The sequence below is a fragment of the Streptomyces violaceoruber genome, assembly GCF_033406955.1.
Classification (GTDB): Bacteria; Actinomycetota; Actinomycetes; order Streptomycetales; family Streptomycetaceae; genus Streptomyces; species Streptomyces violaceoruber.
Genome location: NZ_CP137734.1, coordinates 2,340,712 through 2,360,644 on the forward strand (window position 1 = coordinate 2,340,712; position 19,933 = coordinate 2,360,644).

General features: G+C 73.3%; 15 protein-coding genes. 6 read left to right on the plus strand and 9 right to left on the minus strand.

The window, feature by feature from the left end:
- The first annotated feature begins 185 nt into the window (after positions 1–185).
- The 5 genes from R2E43_RS10070 to R2E43_RS10090 are packed head-to-tail and all read left to right on the plus strand — an operon-like array spanning position 186 to position 6,309.
- On the plus strand, positions 186–2,051 hold the full coding sequence (locus R2E43_RS10070; RefSeq protein WP_011030408.1) for an ABC transporter substrate-binding protein: 1,866 nt from the start codon (positions 186–188) through the stop codon (positions 2,049–2,051).
- A complete protein-coding gene (locus tag R2E43_RS10075; protein ID WP_332056129.1) occupies positions 2,044–3,090 on the plus strand; it encodes an ABC transporter permease in 1,047 nt (348 codons plus the stop codon). The genes R2E43_RS10070 and R2E43_RS10075 overlap by 8 nt, the downstream gene beginning before the upstream one ends.
- A complete protein-coding gene (locus tag R2E43_RS10080) occupies positions 3,087–4,040 on the plus strand; it encodes an ABC transporter permease (RefSeq protein WP_003973312.1) in 954 nt (317 codons plus the stop codon). Before R2E43_RS10075 ends, R2E43_RS10080 begins: the two co-directional genes overlap by 4 nt.
- Entirely contained in the window at positions 4,037–5,233 is a 1,197-nt protein-coding gene (locus tag R2E43_RS10085; RefSeq protein ID WP_332056130.1) for an ABC transporter ATP-binding protein, read from the plus strand. Before R2E43_RS10080 ends, R2E43_RS10085 begins: the two co-directional genes overlap by 4 nt.
- Positions 5,230–6,309 (plus strand): ABC transporter ATP-binding protein, encoded by a 1,080-nt coding sequence (locus R2E43_RS10090; RefSeq protein ID WP_332056131.1) that lies wholly within the window; start codon positions 5,230–5,232, stop codon positions 6,307–6,309. The genes R2E43_RS10085 and R2E43_RS10090 overlap by 4 nt, the downstream gene beginning before the upstream one ends.
- 108 nt (positions 6,310–6,417) lie before the next feature.
- Here the strand turns inward: R2E43_RS10090 and R2E43_RS10095 are convergent, their stop codons facing one another.
- The 9 genes from R2E43_RS10095 to rimP all read right to left on the minus strand — a co-directional run bounded on the left by R2E43_RS10095 (position 6,418) and on the right by rimP (position 19,023).
- Positions 6,418–7,374, minus strand: a complete 957-nt coding sequence (locus R2E43_RS10095; RefSeq protein ID WP_003973315.1) for a bifunctional riboflavin kinase/FAD synthetase — start codon at positions 7,372–7,374, stop codon at positions 6,418–6,420.
- Between the two features lie 143 nt (positions 7,375–7,517).
- Entirely contained in the window at positions 7,518–11,624 is a 4,107-nt protein-coding gene (locus R2E43_RS10100) for a trypsin-like peptidase domain-containing protein (protein ID WP_332056132.1), read from the minus strand.
- A 255-nt stretch (positions 11,625–11,879) separates the two neighbouring features.
- Positions 11,880–12,785 (minus strand): tRNA pseudouridine(55) synthase TruB, encoded by a 906-nt coding sequence (gene truB / locus R2E43_RS10105; protein WP_191851177.1) that lies wholly within the window; start codon positions 12,783–12,785, stop codon positions 11,880–11,882.
- Entirely contained in the window at positions 12,782–13,264 is a 483-nt protein-coding gene (gene rbfA, locus R2E43_RS10110) for a 30S ribosome-binding factor RbfA (RefSeq protein ID WP_191851178.1), read from the minus strand. Before rbfA ends, truB begins: the two co-directional genes overlap by 4 nt.
- A gap of 84 nt (positions 13,265–13,348) precedes the next feature.
- Positions 13,349–13,642, minus strand: coding sequence for a DUF503 domain-containing protein (locus R2E43_RS10115; RefSeq protein WP_003973319.1), 294 nt, complete (start codon positions 13,640–13,642; stop codon positions 13,349–13,351).
- A 151-nt stretch (positions 13,643–13,793) separates the two neighbouring features.
- Positions 13,794–16,895, minus strand: coding sequence for a translation initiation factor IF-2 (infB, locus tag R2E43_RS10120; RefSeq protein WP_011030402.1), 3,102 nt, complete (start codon positions 16,893–16,895; stop codon positions 13,794–13,796).
- Positions 16,896–17,056: 161 nt separating this feature from the next.
- On the minus strand, positions 17,057–17,362 hold the full coding sequence (locus tag R2E43_RS10125; protein WP_003973321.1) for a YlxR family protein: 306 nt from the start codon (positions 17,360–17,362) through the stop codon (positions 17,057–17,059).
- A 102-nt stretch (positions 17,363–17,464) separates the two neighbouring features.
- Positions 17,465–18,487 carry a transcription termination factor NusA gene (nusA, locus tag R2E43_RS10130; RefSeq protein WP_011030401.1) on the minus strand — a complete coding sequence of 341 codons (1,023 nt, stop codon included), beginning with the start codon at positions 18,485–18,487 and terminating at the stop codon, positions 17,465–17,467.
- A 2-nt stretch (positions 18,488–18,489) separates the two neighbouring features.
- A complete protein-coding gene (rimP, locus tag R2E43_RS10135; protein WP_003973323.1) occupies positions 18,490–19,023 on the minus strand; it encodes a ribosome maturation factor RimP in 534 nt (177 codons plus the stop codon).
- A gap of 346 nt (positions 19,024–19,369) precedes the next feature.
- Here rimP and R2E43_RS10140 point away from each other — a divergent pair, with 346 nt between their 5' ends.
- Positions 19,370–19,933 (plus strand): hypothetical protein, encoded by a 564-nt coding sequence (locus tag R2E43_RS10140; RefSeq protein WP_106518899.1) that lies wholly within the window; start codon positions 19,370–19,372, stop codon positions 19,931–19,933.

Here is a 19,933-nt window from a genome sequence, read left to right on the forward strand (position 1 = left end):
CCAATGAGGGTCACGTATGGGTCAACTCCTCGTTTCCGCAGGCCACATGGGGTTTGACATACCGTTGACGCGCGCAGACTGCCGCTGGTAGACACACACTTCATTCCGCGTTCACCACCGTTCAAGCCCGCCCCACGCGAGGACGCCCGGCGTCTGCGCGTGCGATGACGCGAGGTCAGGTAGTCATGAACAGACACGATCAGCACGGCAGCGGACGTACCGCCCACCGGCCGTGGCGGACCCGTCTCCTCGCGGCAGCAGGCGCCGGTGCGCTGCTCCTCGCGTCGGGGGCGGTCGCTCCCTCGGTCGCGGCGAAGGAGGGCGACGGAGGCGACGGTGGCGACAAGGTGCTCACCGTCGCCGTGGCGCAGAGCGTCGACTCGCTCAGTCCCTTCCTGGCGGTACGGCTGCTCAGCACGAGCATCCACCGGCTGACGTACGAGTACCTGACCAACTACGACGCCAAGGACAACCACGTCATACCGGGGCTCGCCACCGAGTGGAAGTCCTCGCCGGACAAGCTGACCTGGACGTACACGATCCGTTCCGACTCCAAGTGGTCGGACGGCGAGCAGGCCACCGCCGAGGACGCGGCGTGGACGTTCAACACGATGATGACCGACCCGGGCGCCGCCACCGCCAACGGCAGCTTCGTCGGCAATTTCGCGGAGGTCACGGCGCCCAGCCCGACCCAACTGGTGATCCGGCTGAAGAAGCCGCAGGCCACGATGACCGCGCTGGACGTGCCGATCGTGCCCAAGCATGTCTGGGAGAAGGTCGACGACTTCTCGAAGTTCAACAACGACAAGGACTTCCCGGTAGTCGGCAACGGTCCGTTCGTGCTCACCGACTACAAGCCGGACAGCTACGTGCGGCTCAAGGCCAACAAGGACTTCTGGCGCGGCGCGCCGAAGTTCGACGAGCTGGTCTTCCGCTACTACAAGGACCAGGACGCCGCGGTCGCCGCCCTGCGCAAGGGCGAGGTGTCGTTCGTCGCCGGGTCGCCGTCGCTGACTCCGGCCCAGGCCGACTCGCTCAAGGGCGAGGAGAACATCCGCGTCAACGACGCTCCCGGGCGCCGCTTCTACGCGCTGGCCACCAACCCTGGCGCACGGGCGAAGGACGGGACCAGGTTCGGTGACGGCGACCCTTCGCTGCTGGACCAGCGGGTGCGCAACGCGCTGTTCATGGCGGTGGACCGCAAGGCGATCGTCGACAAGGTGTTCCAGGGCCACGCGGTCGAGGGCGCGGGCTACATCCCGCCGCGCTTCTCCTCGTACTTCTTCGAGCCGTCGGGCGAGCAGGAGCTGGCCTACGATCCCGCGAAAGCGGCCCAACTGCTCGACGAGGCGGGCTACCGGACCGACTCCGACGGCAAGCGCCTCGGCAAGGACGGCAAACCGCTGGACTACCGCATCCTGTGCCACGCCACCGACCCGAACGACAAGGCGGTCGGCAAGTACCTCCAGGAGTGGTGGGGCGAGCTGGGCATCTCGGTCACCCTCAACTGCCTGGACAACGTGACCGACCCGTGGCTGGCCGGCAAGTACGACCTCGCCTTCGACGGCTGGTCCGTCAACCCCGACCCGGACTTCGTGCTCTCCATCCACACCTGCGCGGCGCTCCCGGCTACGCCGAAGGACACCGGGGCCACCGACAACTTCATCTGCGACAAGAAGTACGACGACCTGTACGCACGGCAGTTGGGCGAGTACGACGCCGGCAAGCGGGCGGCGATCGTCAAGCAGATGCAGTCCCGGCTGTACGACACCGGGTACATGAACGTCATGGCGTACCCGAACGCGGTCGAGGCCTACCGCACGGACCAGATCGAGTCGATCACCACGATGCCGTCCGCCGCGGGCAACATCTACGGGCAGGACGGCTACTGGAGCTGGTGGTCGGCGGTGCCCGCCGACTCCGGTGACTCCTCCGGGGGTTCGTCGTCGACCGGGACCGTGATCGGGATCGCGGCGGGCGTCGTCGTCCTCGTGGGGCTCGGGGTGCTGTTCGCCGTCCGCCGGCGGGCGTCGGCCGACGACCGTGAGTAGCGCCTCCGGCTCCGCCGTCGAGAAGCGGGCTCCCGCGGCCGCGGCGCCGCGGGGGCTCACCCGCAGCGCGTACCCGCGGTACGTGGCGGGGAAGCTGGCGGGCGCGGCCGTCTCGCTGTTCGCCGTGCTCGTCACGAGCTTCTTCCTCTTCCGGCTGATCCCCGGCGATCCGGTGAAGTTCATGACCGGTGGCCGTCCGGTCTCGGCCGAGCAGCTCGCCGTGTACAAGGAGGAGTTCGGGCTCGACCTGCCGCTGTGGGAGCAGTTCACGGACTACTGCGGCAAGGCGCTGAGCGGGGACCTGGGCACGTCGTACCAGTTCCACGCGCCCGTCGTGGACAAGATCACCGAGGCGCTGCCGAACACCCTGCTGCTCACCGGCGCGGCCTTCGTGCTCTACACCGCGCTGGGTGCCTTCCTCGGCACCCGCTCGGCGTGGCGGCACGGCGGGCTCGGCGACCGGCTCAACACCGGACTGGCGCTGACGCTCTACTCCATCCCGTCCTTCTGGCTGGGCCTGCTGCTCATCATCGTGCTGTCGGTGGGGGTGGACCCGATCCCGGGGCTCTTCCCGACCGGGGGGATGGAGTCGGGCCGCGAGGAGGGCTTCGCGCACGTGCTCGACGTCGCGCACCATCTCGTCCTGCCGGTGGTGACGCTGGTCGCGGTGGAGTACGGGCAGACACTGCTCGTCACCCGGTCGGCGCTGCTGGACGAGATGGGCAGCGACTATCTGACGACCGCGCGGGCCAAGGGGCTCCGGGACGATCTCGTACGGCGCCGGCACGCCGTGCCCAACGCGCTGCTGCCGACGGTGACGCTGGTCTTCGTCAACCTGGGGCGGACCGTGGCGGGGGTCATCCTCGTCGAGACGGTCTTCTCCTGGCCGGGTCTCGGCGGGCTGTTCTACCAGGCGCTCAGTGTGCCCGATCTGCCGCTGGTGCAGGGCCTGTTCTTCGTCTTCGCCGCCGCGGTGATCCTGATGAACACCCTGGCCGACCTGCTGTATCCGATGCTCGATCCGAGGGTGGGCCGATGAGCGCCGAGACCACCGAGACCACGGAGTCCACGTCGGGGCCGCCGGCGAAGTCCGGCGCGCCGGGTCCGCGGGCGCTCGCCCGGCGGCGGCGCCGCGCCTCGGTCGCACGCTTCTGGAAGGAGTACCGCAAGCACCGTGCGGGGGTGTTCGGGCTGGCCACGCTGGTGCTGTTCGTGCTCGTGGCACTGACCGCGCCGCTGACCGTCGGATCGGACGTGGACAGCGTGACCGACGCGCCCGGGCAGCCGCTGGAGAGCCCGAGCGGCCGGTTCCCGCTGGGCACCGACCAGTTCGGGCGGAGCCTGCTGGGCCTGCTGATCTGGGGCTCGCGCGTGTCGCTCCTGGTCGGGCTGCTCGCGGCGGTTCTTTCGGTGCTGATCGGCGCGCTCATCGGGATCACGGCCGGCCATTTCCGCGGCTGGTACGCCACGGTGATGATGCGGATCACGGACTGGTTCCTGGTGATGCCGACGCTGGTGCTGGCGATCGTGCTGGCGACGGTGCTGTCCCGGTCGCTGGGCACGATCGTGCTCGCGATCGGCGTGACCACGTGGCCCACGACGGCACGCCTGGTGCGGGCGCAGACGCTGGCGGTGGAGTCGCGGCCGTACATCGAGCGGGCGAAGGCGCTCGGGGGCGGGCACTGGCACATCATGTCCCGGCACGTGCTGCCCAACGTGATGCCGCTGATCCTGGCGCAGACGACGCTGATCATCTCCTCCGCGATCCTGGCCGAGGCGACCCTGGCCTTCCTCGGGCTCGGCGACCCGGCGGTCGTGTCCTGGGGCGGGCTGCTGCAGGACGCGCGGGAGGCGGGGTCGGTGAGTTCCGGCGACTGGTGGTACCTGGTGCCGCCGGGCATCGGGATCGCGGTGGTGGCGCTGGCGTTCACGCTGTGCGGGCGTGCGGTGGAGGCCGTTCTCAATCCCAGGCTGGGGGTGTCCCGTTGAGTCTGCTCGAGGTGCGGGACCTGAAGGTGACGTATCCCGGCGGTGCGGCCGCCGTGCGCGGGGTCGACCTGACCCTGGCGGCGGGCGAGAAGCTCGGCATCGCGGGCGAGTCCGGCTGCGGCAAGTCCACGCTGGCCCTGGCGCTGCTGCGGCTGCTGCCGCCGGGTGCGCGGGTCGGCGGGGAGATCCTGCTGGACGGCGAGGACGTGCTCACGATGAAGTGGGGGCGGGTGCGGGCGGTCCGCTGGGCGGGGGCGTCGATCGTCTTCCAGGGCGCGATGCATTCCCTGAACGCCGTGCACCGCGTCGGCGACCAGATCGCCGAGCCGATCCTGCTGCACCGCAGGGCCACGGCGGCGGGGGCCCGCAGGCGGGCCGGTGAGCTGCTGGAGCAGGTCGGTCTTCCGGCGGCACGTGCGAGTGCCTACCCGCACGAGCTGTCCGGCGGCCAGCGGCAGCGGGTGATGATCGCGATGGCGCTGGCCTGCGACCCGCGGCTGATCGTGGCCGACGAACCGACCACGGCGCTCGACGTGATGATCCAGGCGCAGATCCTGCGGTTGATCGAGGGGCTGGTGGGCGAGCAGGACGTCGGCCTGATCATGATCAGCCACGACCTCGCCGTGCTGGCCGACACCTGCGACCGGCTCGCGGTGATGTACGCGGGCCGGGTGGTCGAGGAGGGCCCGGCCCGGCAGGTCTACGACGACGCCCGGCATCCCTACGGCAGCGCGCTGTCGGAGGCGTTCCCCACGATCGGGGACCCGGCCTCGAGGTTCGCGCCCCGCGGCCTGCCGGGCGACCCGCCCGACCCCGCGGCGGTGCCGTCCGGGTGCGCGTTCCATCCGCGCTGCCCGGTGGCGCTGGACCTCTGTGCCACCCAGGACCAGCCACTGCGGGACGCGGGCGCGCGACGCCGGGCGGCATGCGTCCACGTGGGTCCGGACGGCACGGTGCCGCCGGACGGTGCCGGGGCGACTGCCGGGAGCGGGCCGCCCGAAGGGGACACGGCACCTGCCGGTGACGGGGCCGGCTCCCCCGCCGGGCGCGGCGAGCCTGCCGGGACCCGCCACACCGGCGAGGGCGCGGAGCCCGCCGGGGGCGCCGCCGACGGCCGCTCGGGTGGCGATGGACGCGGTGCGGGCGGGGTCGCGCCGGCGGAGGACGACGGAGTGAGGAGCAGTGCCCCATGAGCAGCACCCTGCCTGACGGCGCACCCGACGAGGCACCCGGCGCCGTACCCGACACCGCACCCCGCGCCGCACCCGACTCCGCACCCCCGTTGCTGAGCGTCCGGGGGCTGCACGTCACCTTCCCCGGCCGGCGCGGGGCCGCCGCAGCGCGAGCCGTGGACGGGGTCGACCTCGACATCCGGCGCGGTGAGATCGTCGCGCTGGTCGGCGAGTCGGGCTGCGGCAAGACGACCCTCGCCCGTTCGCTGCTGGGCCTGGTCAGGCCCACCGGGGGACGTGTCACCTTCGACGGTGCCCCTCTCGGGTACTCCGCCCGGGCGCTCAAGGCGTACCGCAGGCGGGCGCAGCTGGTCCTCCAGGATCCGAGCGGCTCACTGAACCCGCGGCACACGGTGTACGACATCGTCGCCGAGGGCCTGCGCATCCACGGCCACGCCGGGGACGAGCGGACGGCGGTCGCCGAGGCGCTGTCGCGGGCCGGGCTGCGGCCGCCGGAGCGGTTCTTCCTGCGCTACCCGCACGAGCTGTCCGGCGGCCAGCGCCAGCGGGTCGTCATCGCGGGCGCGCTGGTCCTCCAGCCGGAACTCCTCGTCGCCGACGAGCCGGTGGCCTCCCTCGACGCGTCGGTGCGCGGCGAGATCCTCGCGCTGCTGCTGCGGCTGCGCACCGAGCTGGGCCTGTCCGCGCTGGTGGTGACCCACGACCTCGGCCTGGCCTGGAACATCGCCGACCGGGTCGCGGTGATGTACCTCGGCCGGATCGTCGAGACGGGCGCGGTGGAGCAGGTGCTGACGGCCCCGCGGCACCCCTACACCCAGGCCCTGCTGTCCGTGCTCCCGGAGGCGCCCGGAGCCCCGGTCGTGCTCACCGGCGAGCCGCCGGACCCGTCGTACATCCCCGGCGGCTGCCGCTTCCACGTCCGCTGCCCGGTGCTGGCGAGCGGCGAGGCCGTACGGGCCGGCGTCGCGGACGCCTGCCGGAACGAAGAGCTGGAGATCCTGCGCGGCGGCGACGAGTCCCAGGTCGCCTGCCATTGGGCCCGGGCGGAGCGGCCCGTCGCCGAACGGGCGGGCTGACGCCGACGGGCACGCCGAGGGACACGCCGACGGCGACGGGCGGGCCGCCGCCGGGACGGGCGGGCCGCCGCCGACGCAGACGCAGACGCAGACGAGGGGAGGACGTCCTCAGGGCCTGGGGGCGTCCGTCGCGGTGATCTCGCGGCACCTGTCCACGTCCACGGCCATCTGCTCGAGGAGCGCGTCCAGCGTCTCGAACTTCGCCTGTCCGCGTACGAAGGCCACGAAGTCCACGGCGACGTGCAGGCCGTACAGCTCGAGGCCCACGCGGTCGATGGCGTACGCCTCGACCGTGCGCTCGGTGCCCTCGAACTGCGGGTTGGTGCCGACGGAGATCGCGGCCGGCATCGCCTCGCCCTGGGCGTGCAGCCAGCCGGCGTAGACGCCGTCGGCCGGGATCGCGGTGTGCGGGAGCGTCTCGACGTTGGCCGTGGGGAAGCCCATCTCGCGGCCGCGCTGGGCGCCCCGCACGACGACGCCCTCGACGCGGTGCGGGCGGCCCAGGATCTCCGCGGCGCCCGCCACGTCGCCCTCGGCCACCAGGCGGCGGGTCAGGGTGGAGGAGAACGGCTCGCCGCCGCCCGCGTCGCCGGTGACGTACAGGTCGACGACCTCGACCTCGAAGTCGTAGACCTTCCCCTGCTCGATGAGGAAGTCCACGTTCCCGGCGGCCTTGTGGCCGAAGCGGAAGTTGGGGCCCTCGACGACGGCCTTGGCGCGCAGCCGGTCGACCAGGACCTTGACCACGAAGTCGGCGGCGGAGAGCTTCGAGAACTCCTTGGTGAAGGGGAGGATCAGCACGGCGTCCACCCCCAGGTCCGCCATCAGTTCGGCCCTGCGGTGGTGCGGGGCGAGCAGCGGCGGGTGGCTGCCGGGGCGGACGACCTCGCTGGGGTGCGGGTCGAAGGTGACGACGACGGCGGGGACGCCCAGCTCGCGGGCGCGGTCCACGGCGTGCCTGATGATCAGCTGGTGTCCGCGGTGGACACCGTCGTAGGAGCCGATGGTGACGACGCTGCGTCCCCAGTCCTCGGGGATGTCCTCCAAGCCACGCCAGCGCTGCACTGTGTCCGCTCCTCGGTGCTTCCGTGGTGTCCATGGTTCCGTGGTGACCCTTACGCAGGTCTAAGGGTGCCATGCCGTCCGGCTCCGGTCGGCATCGGCATCGGTGCTGTGACCCGGTGCACCCCACGCCGCGCGGGGGCGGGTCAGGCGGGGACGCGGACGCCCGCCAGGTGCTCGATCGTGCGGCGGGTGCTGGGGCCCACCAGCGCGGCCCAGTCCTCGGGCGCGTCGGTGAGCCAGCCGGTCAGCCGGGGGGCGAATCCCGGGAGGTGCCGGGCCAGGTCGACGAGGCCCCGGTCGTAGCGGGTGGCGCCCTCGGGGGTGCGGACGAGGAGCAGCCCGGTGCGGTGCACGAGGGCCCGCAGCTCCGCTCCGTCGCACCGGGCGGCGGCGTGCAGCAGGGCGTCCAGGACGGCGGGTTCGTGCTCGTGGGCGTAGAGGTGCTCCCGCAGCGTGCGGCGGAGCGGGGCGCTCGCCGTCGCCCCGTCGGCGGCGAGGACTCCGGCGAGCGCGGCCCGCGCCGGCTCGGGACCGTCGTCCAGGAGGCGGGTGACCAGGGGAAGGAGTACGGCGCGGGGTGCCGGGTCCCGGTCGAGGCGCCGGTCGACGTACGCGGCCAGGTGTCCGGCGGTCTCGGGGCGCTCGGTCACGGTCCGGCCGACGAGGGCGGCCACCCGGTGGGTCAGCGCGGGGGTGGTGGCGTCGGCGAGCCTGCGCAGCGCCTCACCGGCGTCCGGGCCGAGCAGTCGGGCCCGGAAGGCCTCGAGGACGGGTTCGGGGTGGGTCGGCAGCGCGGCGGCCACCGCGCTCGGCGGTAGGTACGGATCGCAGGCGGCGAAGAGGTCGAGGGCCGCGGGGAGGTGGCGGTCGCGGCAGTCCGGGTCCTGGACGAGCAGGGCGAGCGCGCCGCCGCGCAGCGGGCTGTCCGAAGGTCCGGCGAGCAGCACCAGGGCGGCGTGGCGGAGCAGGGTGCGGTCGGCGCCGGGGCGTGCGTGCGGGGCGGTGCGCAGGCCGTGGGTGACCGCCGCGCGGTGCCGCGCTGGGCGTTCGTCGCGCGCCCACCGCTCCACCGCTCGGCAGAGCGCGGACGGCTCCTCCTCGGCCAGGACGGCGAGCAGTTCGTCGGCGCGGCGGTGGGTGCTGTCGACGAGCACCTCGGTGAGTCCGTCCAGGCCTCGGTGGCGGTGGGTGTGCAGCAGCGCCTGGGCGGCCGTCGCCACGGTGGCGTGCGGGGTGGCGGGCAGCGGCCGTTCGTCGTCGAACCACCGGACGAGGAGCGGCTGTACGGTCCTGGGGTCGGCGACGAGCAGCCCGGCCGCGGTGTCCAGGTGGCGGGGGCCGGGTTCGTGCGGCGGGCCGTCCGCGAGGACGAGGCGGCGCAGCAGGTCCAGGCGGGTGGCCGCGGGCACGCGCGGCGCCGTCCAGAATGCGGGCCCGAAGACCTGGGGCGTCGGCTGCCCGTCCCCGGCCCGTTCCGCGATGCCGTCGGCGAGGAGCCGCAGCACGTCGGTGTACGGCGTCGCGTCGGGCACGCGGGTCAGCGCCTCGGCGAGCAGCCTGGCCGCCCACCAGGAGTGCGGGTCGCGGTCCAGGGCGTGCACCAGCTCCTCCAGGGTCAGGGCGAGCTGGGGGACGCCGTGCTGACGGGCGAGGAGCAGCAGCGCCTCGACGACGGAGCCGATGCGGTGGTGCGGGACGGGGAGGGCGCGGGTGTGGGTGTGGGTGCCGAGCGGGGTGTCGCGCCGGTGGACGAGGGCGCGCAGGGCCTCGCCCAGGTCGAGGTGGGTGCCCTGGATCCAGTCGGCGAGCTCTTCGTGCGCGAAGCGGTAGCCGCTGCCCGTGGGTACGAAGAGGCCTTCGGCGAGCACGGCCGGTGCCCAGCCGGTGCCGCCGCCCAGCCTGGCCGGGGCCGGCCCGCACGGGAACAGTGTCTCGAAGGACTCCCGGTCCAGCCCGCCCTGCCCGGGTCCGAGACTGCGCCGGGCGGCCTCGTGGACCTGCCCGGAGACCTTCGCGGCGAGTCGGCGTACGGCGGTGCCGCGCAGGCCGTTCTCGTCGGCCAGGCGGGTGGCCACGCGCAGGCACATCAGGTCCAGGTACGCCGTGAAGACCGCGTCCCGGGTGACGGGCACGGGGGCCGGGGGGCCGGGGAGGGCGGCCCGGACCTCCGAGAGCAGGCGGATCGTGAGGGGGTGCCCGGCGTCCGGGTCGGCCAGGGCGCCGTCCGGCACGCCGTGGCGGGCGCGCGCCTCCCGGGCCTCGTCGTCGCGCAGGTCGCCGAGGCGGACGCAGGGCAAAAGCCCGTCCTGCCCGCGCCCCCGGGCGCCGCCCGCGGTCACCCGCCGTGCGGACGCGGGCCCGCCTTCGACGGCGTCCGTCCCGTCCGACGGCCCTGCGGCCGTCCCGGGCGCAGGCCGCGGCCCGACGGCGCCACCGGTACGACGCGGCCACGCCGCCGCGCCGAAGGCCACACCCCTCGCACCGAACACCGGCGCACCTCCCGCAGCCCCCGCCCCCGGCTCCCACACGCCAATACCCTGCGACGAACCGCCACCGGCCGCCTCCGGGCCCCGCCCCGGCACGGCGACCTCTGCCCCGGGCGGCAGCCCGCCCCCCGGACCGGGCCGAGGCTCCGAAGCCGTGAACACCGTGGGCAACGGCACTCCCCCCGCCGCGCCGGACACCCCGCCCCTCGCACCGAACAGCGGCACACCCCCAGCAGCCCCCGTCCCCGACCCCCGCAGGCCGGTCCCGGGCGAGGACACGCCACCGGCCTCCCCCACCGCACCGCCCGGACCGGGCCAAGGCTCCGGAGCGGTGGACGCCGGGGGTGACGGGGCCTCCGTCGCCCACGTGGGTCGTCGCGCCGCACCGGCCCCGGTCGGGCCGGGCGACGGCGCCCCGGGGTCCGGGTCGTGCAGCAGTTCCCTCGGGAACTCCGCCCCCGCGTGCTCCCAGTACTCCGCGCGGCAGGCCACCACGAGCCGTGTGTCCGTCTCCCGGAGCCAGGCGGCCGTGCGCTCGGTCCACTCGGGGAGGCGGTGGGCCAGGACGGGCGGCATCTCCTCCGGGCCGTCCAGGGCGACCAGGAGGGGCCGACCGGCGGTGCGGGCCAGGTGGGCGAGGCGTTCGGGGGTGACGTCGCCGAGGCCGACGGGGCCCGGGCGGTCCGGGTCCGGGGCGGCGACGATGCGGGCGGCCCGGTCCAGCGTCCGGCGGGCCGCGTCCGCCAGCGACATGTCGTCGTCGTGCAGATCGGCCCCGCGCAGCCACAGCGTGGGGGCCGCCGCCGGCCCGCCGGAACGGCGGGCGGCGAGGGCCGCCAGCTCGGTCGTACGGCCGCTGCCCGGCGCGCCGACCAGGCCCAGCACGCGGGCGCCGCTCGCGTCGAAGGCGGCGAACTCGCGTGTCACCCCCGCCCGTTCGACCGGTCCCCGGGCATCCGGTCCGCCGTCCGGCACGGCTTCCGTGACCGACGTCGCCGTGAGGGCGAGTACGCCGGCCAGGTTGAGGTCGGCGCCGTAGGCCGGGACCGTGGCCGCGTTCTCGGCGAGGAGGTCGGCGAGCGGGCCCGCGGCCGCGCGGCGCAGCGGCACGGCGAAGCCGACGTCGCTGTGGCCGGAGCTGAGGGCGGTACCGAGGACCCCGAGGACGGCGCCGGTGGCCACGTCGAGCACGGGCCCGCCGGCCGCTCCCCCGCCCAGCCGGAGCGCGTCGCGCCCGCAGGTGCCGACGGCCAGCTCCAGGGCGTCGCCGAGGAGGTGGAAGCGGTCGGTGGCGGTGTAGGTGACGTCGGTGGCGCCCAGCACCCGGGCCTCGCGCCAGCCCCCGGCGGCGATGCGTACGTAGGTCCCGGCCTCGACGCGGTCCCGCGTGCTCAGCGGCAGCGGTGCGGCGCCGAGGCCCTCGGCGCGCACGAGGGCCAGGCCGAGGGCGGGCAGCGGGACGACGTCGGCGGCGGCCACGACGCGGCGGCGGCCCCCGGCGGTGCTCAGGACCAGCCGGGTCAGGCCGTCGACCGCTTCGTGGCTGGTGAGCACCGTGCCGTGGTGGTCGGCGAGGAATCCCGTGCCGCGCGGGCGGCCGGCGAGGTCGTGGACGCGGACGAGGGCGGCGTCGGGTGCGCCGTGCTCCGCCGGGTCGGCCGCCCGCACTGCCGGGGGCCCGCCTCGCGCCTCCCGGGAGCCGTCCCCGGGCCGCTCCCCCGCCCTGCCGCCCGTCGCCTCCCGGGACCGGTTCCGCGACGCCATCGTCGAACCTCCCCGCCGTACACCCGTGCTGTGTGTTCGACGGTAGGCGCGTGATGATCAGCGGGACAGGGCTCCTGGCGAACGCGCCCCCTTCCACTCCCCCGGTTCACTCCGAGCGCCTGCCCGGACGGGTGAACAGAAGGGGTTGGTTGGATACACCCTAGGGGGTGGGGGAACCGAGGGGGGACCGTGGAGCGGCGACGGTGGCAGTCCCCGTGTGCGCCGCTCCACGGGCGGACCTGACGGTGTGTGGGCTCAGCCGAAGACGGCCAGGCTCTTCGCCTTGCCCTTGTGCTCCTCGACGAGGGCGAGGAGGCGCCCCTCGGGATCGAAGACGGCGACGGCTCCGACGCCCATGTACTCCTCGGGCATCTCCAGCCGTACGCCGTTGGCGAGCAGCCTGGCCCGCCTGGCGTCCACCCCCCAGCGCGGGAAGGCGGCGCCGGCCGCGTCCGCGACGGGCATGACGGTGAGCTCCTGCTGGAGCTGGTCCAGGGTCCGGGCGCCGTCCAGCTTGTAGGGCCCGACGCGGGTGCGGCGCAGCGCCGTGAGGTGCCCGCCGACGCCGAGTCCGGCGCCCAGGTCGCGGGCCAGCGCCCGGATGTAGGTGCCGGACGAGCAGGTCACCGAGACCACCAGGTCCAGGACCGGGGTGCCGTCGTCGGCGACGGCGTCCCGGACGTCGTACACCGCGAAGGAGGAGACGGTGACGGGACGGGCGGGGATCTCGAACTCCTCGCCCTCGCGCGCCCGCTTGTAGGAGCGCACGCCCTTGATCTTGATGGCGCTGACCTTGGACGGCACCTGCATGATGTCGCCGCTCAGCTCGGCCACGCCGGCGTCGATCGCCTCCCGGGTGACCTTCGAGGCGTCCCGCGACCCCGTGATCTCGCCCTCGGCGTCGTCGGTGAGCGTCGTCTGACCGAGCCTGATCGTGCCCAGGTACTCCTTCTCGGTGAGGGCGAGGTGCCCGAGGAGCTTGGTCGCCCGCTCCACCCCGAGGACCAGGACGCCCGTCGCCATCGGGTCGAGCGTGCCGGCGTGCCCGACGCGCCGGGTGCGGGCGATGCCCCGCATCTTGGCGACGACGTCGTGCGAAGTGAAGCCCGACGGCTTGTCGACGATGACAAGGCCGTCGGGCGTGGTGTGCTTCTCGGTCATTTAGCGGTGTCGTCCGTCTCGTCGGCCTCGACTGCGCCTTCGGTGTCGGTCTCGTCCTCGTCCGGCTTGCGGTACGGGTCCGCCTCGCCCGCGTACGTGGCGCCCGCGGACGCCTCGCGCACCTTCTCGTCGGACTGCCGCGCCTTGTCGAGGAGGTCCTCGATGTTGCGGGCGGTGTCCGGCAGGGCGTCCATGACGAAGGCCAGGGTCGGCGTGAACTTCACGCCGGCCGCCTTGCCCACCTCGGAGCGCAGGATGCCCTTGGCGCTCTCCAGGCCCGCCGTGGCGGCCTTCCGCTCCTCGTCGTCCCCGTAGACCGTGTAGAAGACGGTCGCCTCCCGCAGGTCACCGGTGACCCGCGTGTCCGTGATGGTGACGTGCGAGCCGAGCCGCGGGTCCTTGATCCCGCGCTGCAGCTTCTGGGCCACCACCTCTCGGATGAGGTCCGCCAGCCTTTTCGCCCGCGCGTTGTCGGCCACTGGTCCGTCTCCCGTTCTTTCTTCTCTTGCCCGATCCGGCTTCTCTTGCCCGATCCGGTCGATCCGGTCTTCTGCCCGATCCGGTCAGTCGTCGTCGCCGTGGAAGCGCCGCCTCACCGACAGCAGCTCCACCTCGGGACGGCCGGCCACCAGCCGCTCGCACCGGTCGAGCACGTCGCTGAGGTGGCCCGCGTCGCCGGACACCAGGGCCAGGCCGACGACGGCCCGGCGATGGAGGTTCATGTGCTCCACCTCCGCCGCGCTCACCGCGTACTTCCGCTGGAGTTCGGCGACGATCGGGCGGACGACGGAGCGCTTCTCCTTCAGCGAATGTACGTCGCCGAGGAGGAGGTCGAAGGACAGCGTCCCCACATACATGTGCAGCCGGTTCACCCGCCGGTCCGGGATCGATGGCCCCGCCGCGAACGGGCGGGGACATCTGAACCGTACAACGAACGGCCGGGGCCGATCGACGGAATTGTGCTCCGCCGACCGGCCCCGGACCGGTCACTCCCGGAAGTCGCGGTACTTACACCCGCGGCTTCTCGCGCATCTCGTACGTCGCGATGACGTCGTCGACCTTGATGTCGTTGAAGTTTCCGAGGTTGATACCGCCCTCGAAGCCTTCGCGGATCTCGGTGACGTCGTCCTTGAAGCGACGCAGACCCTCGATGTTGAGGTTCTCCGCGATGACCTTGCCATCGCGCAGGAGGCGCGCCTTGGTGTTGCGCTTGACCTCGCCGGAGCGGATGAGAACACCCGCGATGTTGCCCAGCTTGGAGGAGCGGAAGACCTCGCGGATCTCCGCCGTGCCCAGCTCGACCTCTTCGTACTCCGGCTTGAGCATGCCCTTGAGGGCCGCCTCGATCTCCTCGATCGCCTGGTAGATGACCGAGTAGTACCGGACGTCCACGCCTTCGCGCTCGGCCATCTGCGCGGCACGCCCGGCGGCGCGCACGTTGAAGCCGATCACGATGGCGTCGGAGCCCATCGCCAGGTCGATGTCGGACTCCGTGACCGCACCGACGCCGCGGTGCAGGACGCGGATGTCGACCTCTTCGCCGACGTCCAGCTGGAGCAGGGAGGATTCCAGCGCCTCGACCGATCCGGACGCGTCGCCCTTGATGATCAGGTTGAGCTGCTGGACCTCGCCGGCCTTCAGCACCTTGTCCAGGTCCTCCAGCGACACGCGGCGCGTGCGCTTGGCGAACGCGGCGTTGCGCTCGCGGGCGGCGCGCTTCTCCGCGATCTGGCGGGCCGTACGGTCCTCCTCGACCACGATGAAGTTGTCACCGGCGCCCGGGACGTTGGTCAGACCCAGCACCTGGACCGGCGTGGACGGACCCGCCTCGGCGACGTTGTTGCCGTTGTCGTCGAGCATGGCGCGGACGCGGCCGTAGGCGTCGCCCACCACCATCGTGTCGCCGACCCGCAGGGTGCCTCGCTGCACGAGGACCGTCGCCACGGCACCGCGGCCGCGGTCGAGACGGGACTCGATCGAGATGCCCTGCGCGTCCTGGACCGGGTTGGCCCGCAGGTCGAGCGAGGCGTCCGCGGTGAGGACCACGGCCTCCAGCAGGGAGTCGATGTGCAGACCCTGCTTGGCGGAGATGTCGACGAACATGGTGTCGCCGCCGTACTCCTCGGCCACCAGGCCGTACTCGGTCAGCTGACCGCGCACCTTGGTCGGGTCGGCACCCTCGACGTCGATCTTGTTGACCGCGACGACGATCGGGACCTCGGCCGCCTTGGCGTGGTTGAGCGCCTCGACCGTCTGCGGCATGACGCCGTCGTTGGCCGCGACGACCAGGATCGCGATGTCGGTCGACCGGGCACCGCGGGCACGCATGGCGGTGAACGCCTCGTGACCCGGGGTGTCGATGAAGGTGATCTTGCGCTCTTCGTCGTTGACCTCGGTCGCGACCTGGTAGGCACCGATGTGCTGGGTGATGCCGCCGGCCTCGCCCGCGATGACGTTCGTCTTGCGGATGGCGTCGAGCAGTCGGGTCTTGCCGTGGTCGACGTGACCCATGACCGTGACCACCGGAGGACGGACGACCAGGTCCTCTTCGGACCCCTCGTCCTCGCCGAACTCCAGGTCGAAGGACTCGAGCAGCTCGCGGTCCTCCTCCTCCGGGCTGACGATCTGAACCGTGTAGTTCATCTCGCCGGCGAGGAGGTGGAGCGTCTCGTCGGAGACGGACTGGGTCGCGGTGACCATCTCGCCGAGGTTCATCATGACCGCGACGAGCGACGCCGGGTTGGCGTTGATCTTCTCCGCGAAGTCGGTGAGCGACGCACCGCGCGACAGGCGAATGGTCTCGCCGTTGCCGCGGGGCAGCATCACGCCGCCGACCGACGGGGCCTGCATGGCCTCGTACTCCTGGCGCCTCTGCCGCTTCGACTTGCGACCGCGACGCGCGGGACCGCCGGGACGGCCGAAGGCGCCCTGCGTGCCACCACGGCCACCGGGGCCGCCGGGACGACCGCCGAAGCCGGGACGGCCACCGCCGCCGCCGAAGCCGCCGCCACCGCCGGGACGACCGGCGAAACCGCCGCCGCCACCCGGACGACCGCCACCGCCGCCACCGGGACGACCGGCGAAGCCGCCGCCACCGGGACGACCGCCGCCGCCACCGGGACGACCGGCACCGCCGGGACCGCGACCGCCGCCACCGGGGCCGGGACGCGGGCCGGCAGCGGGACGCTGCGGCATCATGCCGGGGTTCGGACGCGGGCCGCCGCCGGGACGGGGGCCTGCGCCGCCGCCCTGCGGACGAGGCATCGAGCCCGGGCTCGGACGGTTGCCGCCCGGAGCCTGGGGGCGGGGACCGCCGCCCTGACCGCCGGGACCCTGCGGACGGGGACCGCCGCCGGGAGCACCACCGGGACCGCCCGGGCGGGGACCGCCCTGCGGACGGGGCGCCGACGGGCGCGCCATGCCGGCGTTGCCGCCGGAGGTGAAGGGGTTGTTACCCGGACGCGGACCGCCGGGACGGCCGCCGGGACGCTGCGCCGGGGCACCGGGACGCTGACCGCCGGGACGGCCCTGGCCGCCCTGCTGGCCACGGTCCTGACCCGGACCGGACGGACGGGCGCCGCCGGGCTTGGGGGCACCGGGACGCGCACCGCCGGGCTTCGGACCGGACGGAGCCGGGGCCGGAGTCGACGGAGCGGCGGGAGCCGCCGGCGGAGCGGTGAACTCCGGCGCGGCCGGGGCCGGACGCGGCGCGGGCTTGGGGCCCGGCGTCGGACGCGGCCCCTGCGACGGAGCCGGCGCGGGGGCCGACGGAGCCGCGGGCTGCTGGGCAGCCGGCGCCTTGGGTGCGGCCGACGGCCGCGGGGCGGCCGCACGGTCCCCCGCCGCCGGGGCGGCCTGGGAGGGACCGGCCTGCGCCGGGGACGGCGCCGACGGCCTGGGGGCGGCCTTCTTGGGGGCCGCGGGGCGGCCGGCGGAACGGCCGTTGCCGCCACCCTGCTGGAATGCGTCTGTCAGCTTGCGTACTACGGGCGCTTCGATGGTCGAAGACGCCGAACGGACGAATTCACCGAGTTCCTGGAGCTTGGCCATGACGACCTTGCTCTCGACACCGAACTCCTTGGCGAGTTCGTAGACCCGGACCTTAGCCACTTCGCTCCTCTGAGGTCCGGGTTGCGTCCGGACCGTCGCTAGTTCATGGGCGTACTCATCGCGTACTCATCGAGTGCTCATCGCAATCTCGACCTGCTTTCGACTCGCGAGGTACCAAGCTGCGCGGGGTTCCGCGCGGCATGTCTTCCTTACCACGTTGCTCACATGCTGCTTTCAGCAACCTTGCTGCAACCTTCTGCCTGCTCGACGTAGTGGCGCAACGCCTTTACGTCGAGCGGACCCGGGACGCGGAGCGCCCGCGGAAACGCCTTGCGGCGCACCGCCTGGTCGACACAGTCCGGCGCGGGGTGTACGTACGCACCCCGGCCGGGCAGCGTACCGCGTGGATCAGGGGTGCAATGACCCTCGACCGCCACGGTGCGCAGCAGCTCGCTCTTGACCGCTCGCTCCCGGCACCCCACGCAGGTGCGCTCCGGGCATGCTCGGGTACGTGTCCGGCCAGACACTCCTAAGTCTACCTCCCCGGACCGACCTCACCCCTTCGGGGTAAGAATCGAACACGTGCCGCACGCAAAGCTGTCGTGATCTCAGCGGCGTGCGGCTTGGATCTATTCCCCGCGGCCGCCGGACGACTGCTCCGGCGACGCGTCGGAGGGCTGCTCGGTGTCCGGGCGGATGTCGATCCGCCAGCCGGTCAGCCGGGCCGCGAGACGGGCGTTCTGGCCCTCCTTGCCGATGGCCAGCGAGAGCTGGTAGTCGGGCACGATCACGCGTGCGGAGCGGGCCGCCAGATCCACGACCTCCACCTTGGAGACGCGGGCCGGGGAGAGCGCGTTCGCCACCATCTCGGCCGGGTCGTCCGACCAGTCGACGATGTCGATCTTCTCGCCGTTCAGCTCGCCCATGACGTTGCGCACCCGGCCGCCCATGGGGCCGATGCAGGCGCCCTTGGCGTTCAGGCCCGAGCGGGTGGAGCGCACGGCGATCTTGGTGCGGTGGCCGGCCTCGCGGGCGATCGCGGAGATCTCGACGGATCCGTCGGCGATCTCCGGCACCTCCAGGGCGAACAGCTTCTTCACCAGGTTGGGGTGCGTGCGGGAGAGCGTCACGGAGGGGCCCCGGACGCCCTTGGCCACCCGGACGACGTACGAGCGCAGACGCGCGCCGTGCGGGTAGGTCTCGCCCGGCACCTGCTCCTGCACCGGCAGGATGGCCTCCAGCTTGCCGATGTCCACCAGCACGTTCTTCGGGTCGCGGCCCTGCTGGACCACGCCGGTGACGATGTCGCCCTCACGGCCGGCGTACTCGCCGAGGGTCGCGTCGTCCTCGGCGTCGCGCAGCCGCTGCAGGATGACCTGCTTGGCGGTGGTGGCGGCGATGCGGCCGAAGTCGGACGGGGTGTCGTCGAACTCGCGGGCCGCCTGGCCCTCCTCGAGGTCGTCGGGGTCCTCCTTCGCCCACACGGTCACATGGCCGGTGTTCCGGTCGAGCTCCACGCGCGCGTGCCGGCGGCTTCCCTCGGTGCGGTGGTAGGCGATGAGGAGGGCCGACTCGATCGCTTCGACCAGCAGGTCGAAGGAGATCTCCTTCTCCCGTACCAAGCCCCGCAGGGCGCTCATGTCGATGTCCACGGCTACGCCTCCTCCTCTTCCGTCTTGTTGTCGTGTTCCGTCTGGTTGTCGTTCTTGGTGTCCTTGCGGTTGAACTCGACCTGGACGCGTGCCTTGTCGATGTCGCCGAAGGGCAGTCTGCGGGTGGTGGGCCTGCGGCCCTTCACTCCTGGCACCTCGAGGTCGAGCCCGTCCTCGTCCACGGCGAGGATGCGGGCGACCAGTTCGCCGCCCTCGCGCAGCTGGAAGCGGACCAGGCGGTCCGTGGCGCGCACGTAGTGGCGGTGCTGGGTGAGGGAGCGCTCGGCGCCGGGGGTGCCGACCTCGAGGGTGTACTCCCCCTCACCCATCGCGTCGGTCTCGTCGAGCTTCGCCGAGAGCGCGCGGCTCACATCGGCGATCCGGTCGAGGTCCGCTCCGGTGTCGGAGTCCACGACCACGCTCAGCACACGCCTGCGGCCGACCGAGTCCACCGCGATCTCTTCGAGGTCCAGTCCCTGGGAGGCGACGAGCGGCTCAAGCAGCTCTCGCAGCCTCTCGCTCTGGGTGGTGCTCATCCGGGTGACTCCTCGGCCGCGTGTGCTGTTGTGGGTCGGTGCGCGTGTCTGGTCAAAGGGTATCCGGTCGCGGGGGGTGTTGCCGTCCACCCGGGTCCGGCGGTGCCGGTGAGTGGTGGGCGGGCGGGGCACGGGTACCGTGATCACGGGCGGTGGGATTGCGGGTTTCCGTCTCGGTGATCGTCGGTCTGCTGCTCGTTCGTCGGTGGTCCGCTGCTCGTTCGTCGGTGGTCCGCCTCTCGTTCGTCGGTGGTCCGCTGCTCGTTGATTGTTGGTCTGCTTCTCGTTTGTCGTCGCTTTGTCGTCTTGTCGTCGTTTCCGTACGAGCCTGTCGAGGACGTCTGCCGTGTCGCTTTCCCCATCGCCGCGTCTGCCCAGGGGGCCGCGCAGAAGGAGCCTGCTCGCGTCGGCCGCCGGGGCCGCCCTGCTCGCCGGCTGTACCGGAGGGCCGGGCTCCGGCGAGGCGGGGGCCGGGCCCTCGGCTGTCGAGCGGGCACGCGCGCGTGCGGCCCGGGACAGTGAGGAACTGGCCGCGCGGTACGCGGCCGTGATCGCGGCACATCCGGGGCTGGCGGAGCGGCTGCGGCCGCTGCGGGAAGAGGTCGTGCGGCACGCGGAGGCGTTCGGCGGGGTGCGGGCGGCCTCGCCGACGGCGTCGGGTACCGCGGCGGGTACGGCGGCGTCCCCTTCGGCCTCCGTCCGGGCTGCCGGGCCGGCGAACGACTCCGACGGCTCCGATGCCGTGCCGGCGGACGAGAAGGGGGCCCTGGCCCTGCTCGCCGGGGCCGAGCGGAAGCTGGCCGGCCGACGGACCGAGGCGCTGCTCGATGTGCCGGGTGAGCAGGCGCGGCTGCTGGCCTCCGTCGCGGCGGCCGGGGCGGCGCACGTGTTTCTACTGACGGAGGGCTGA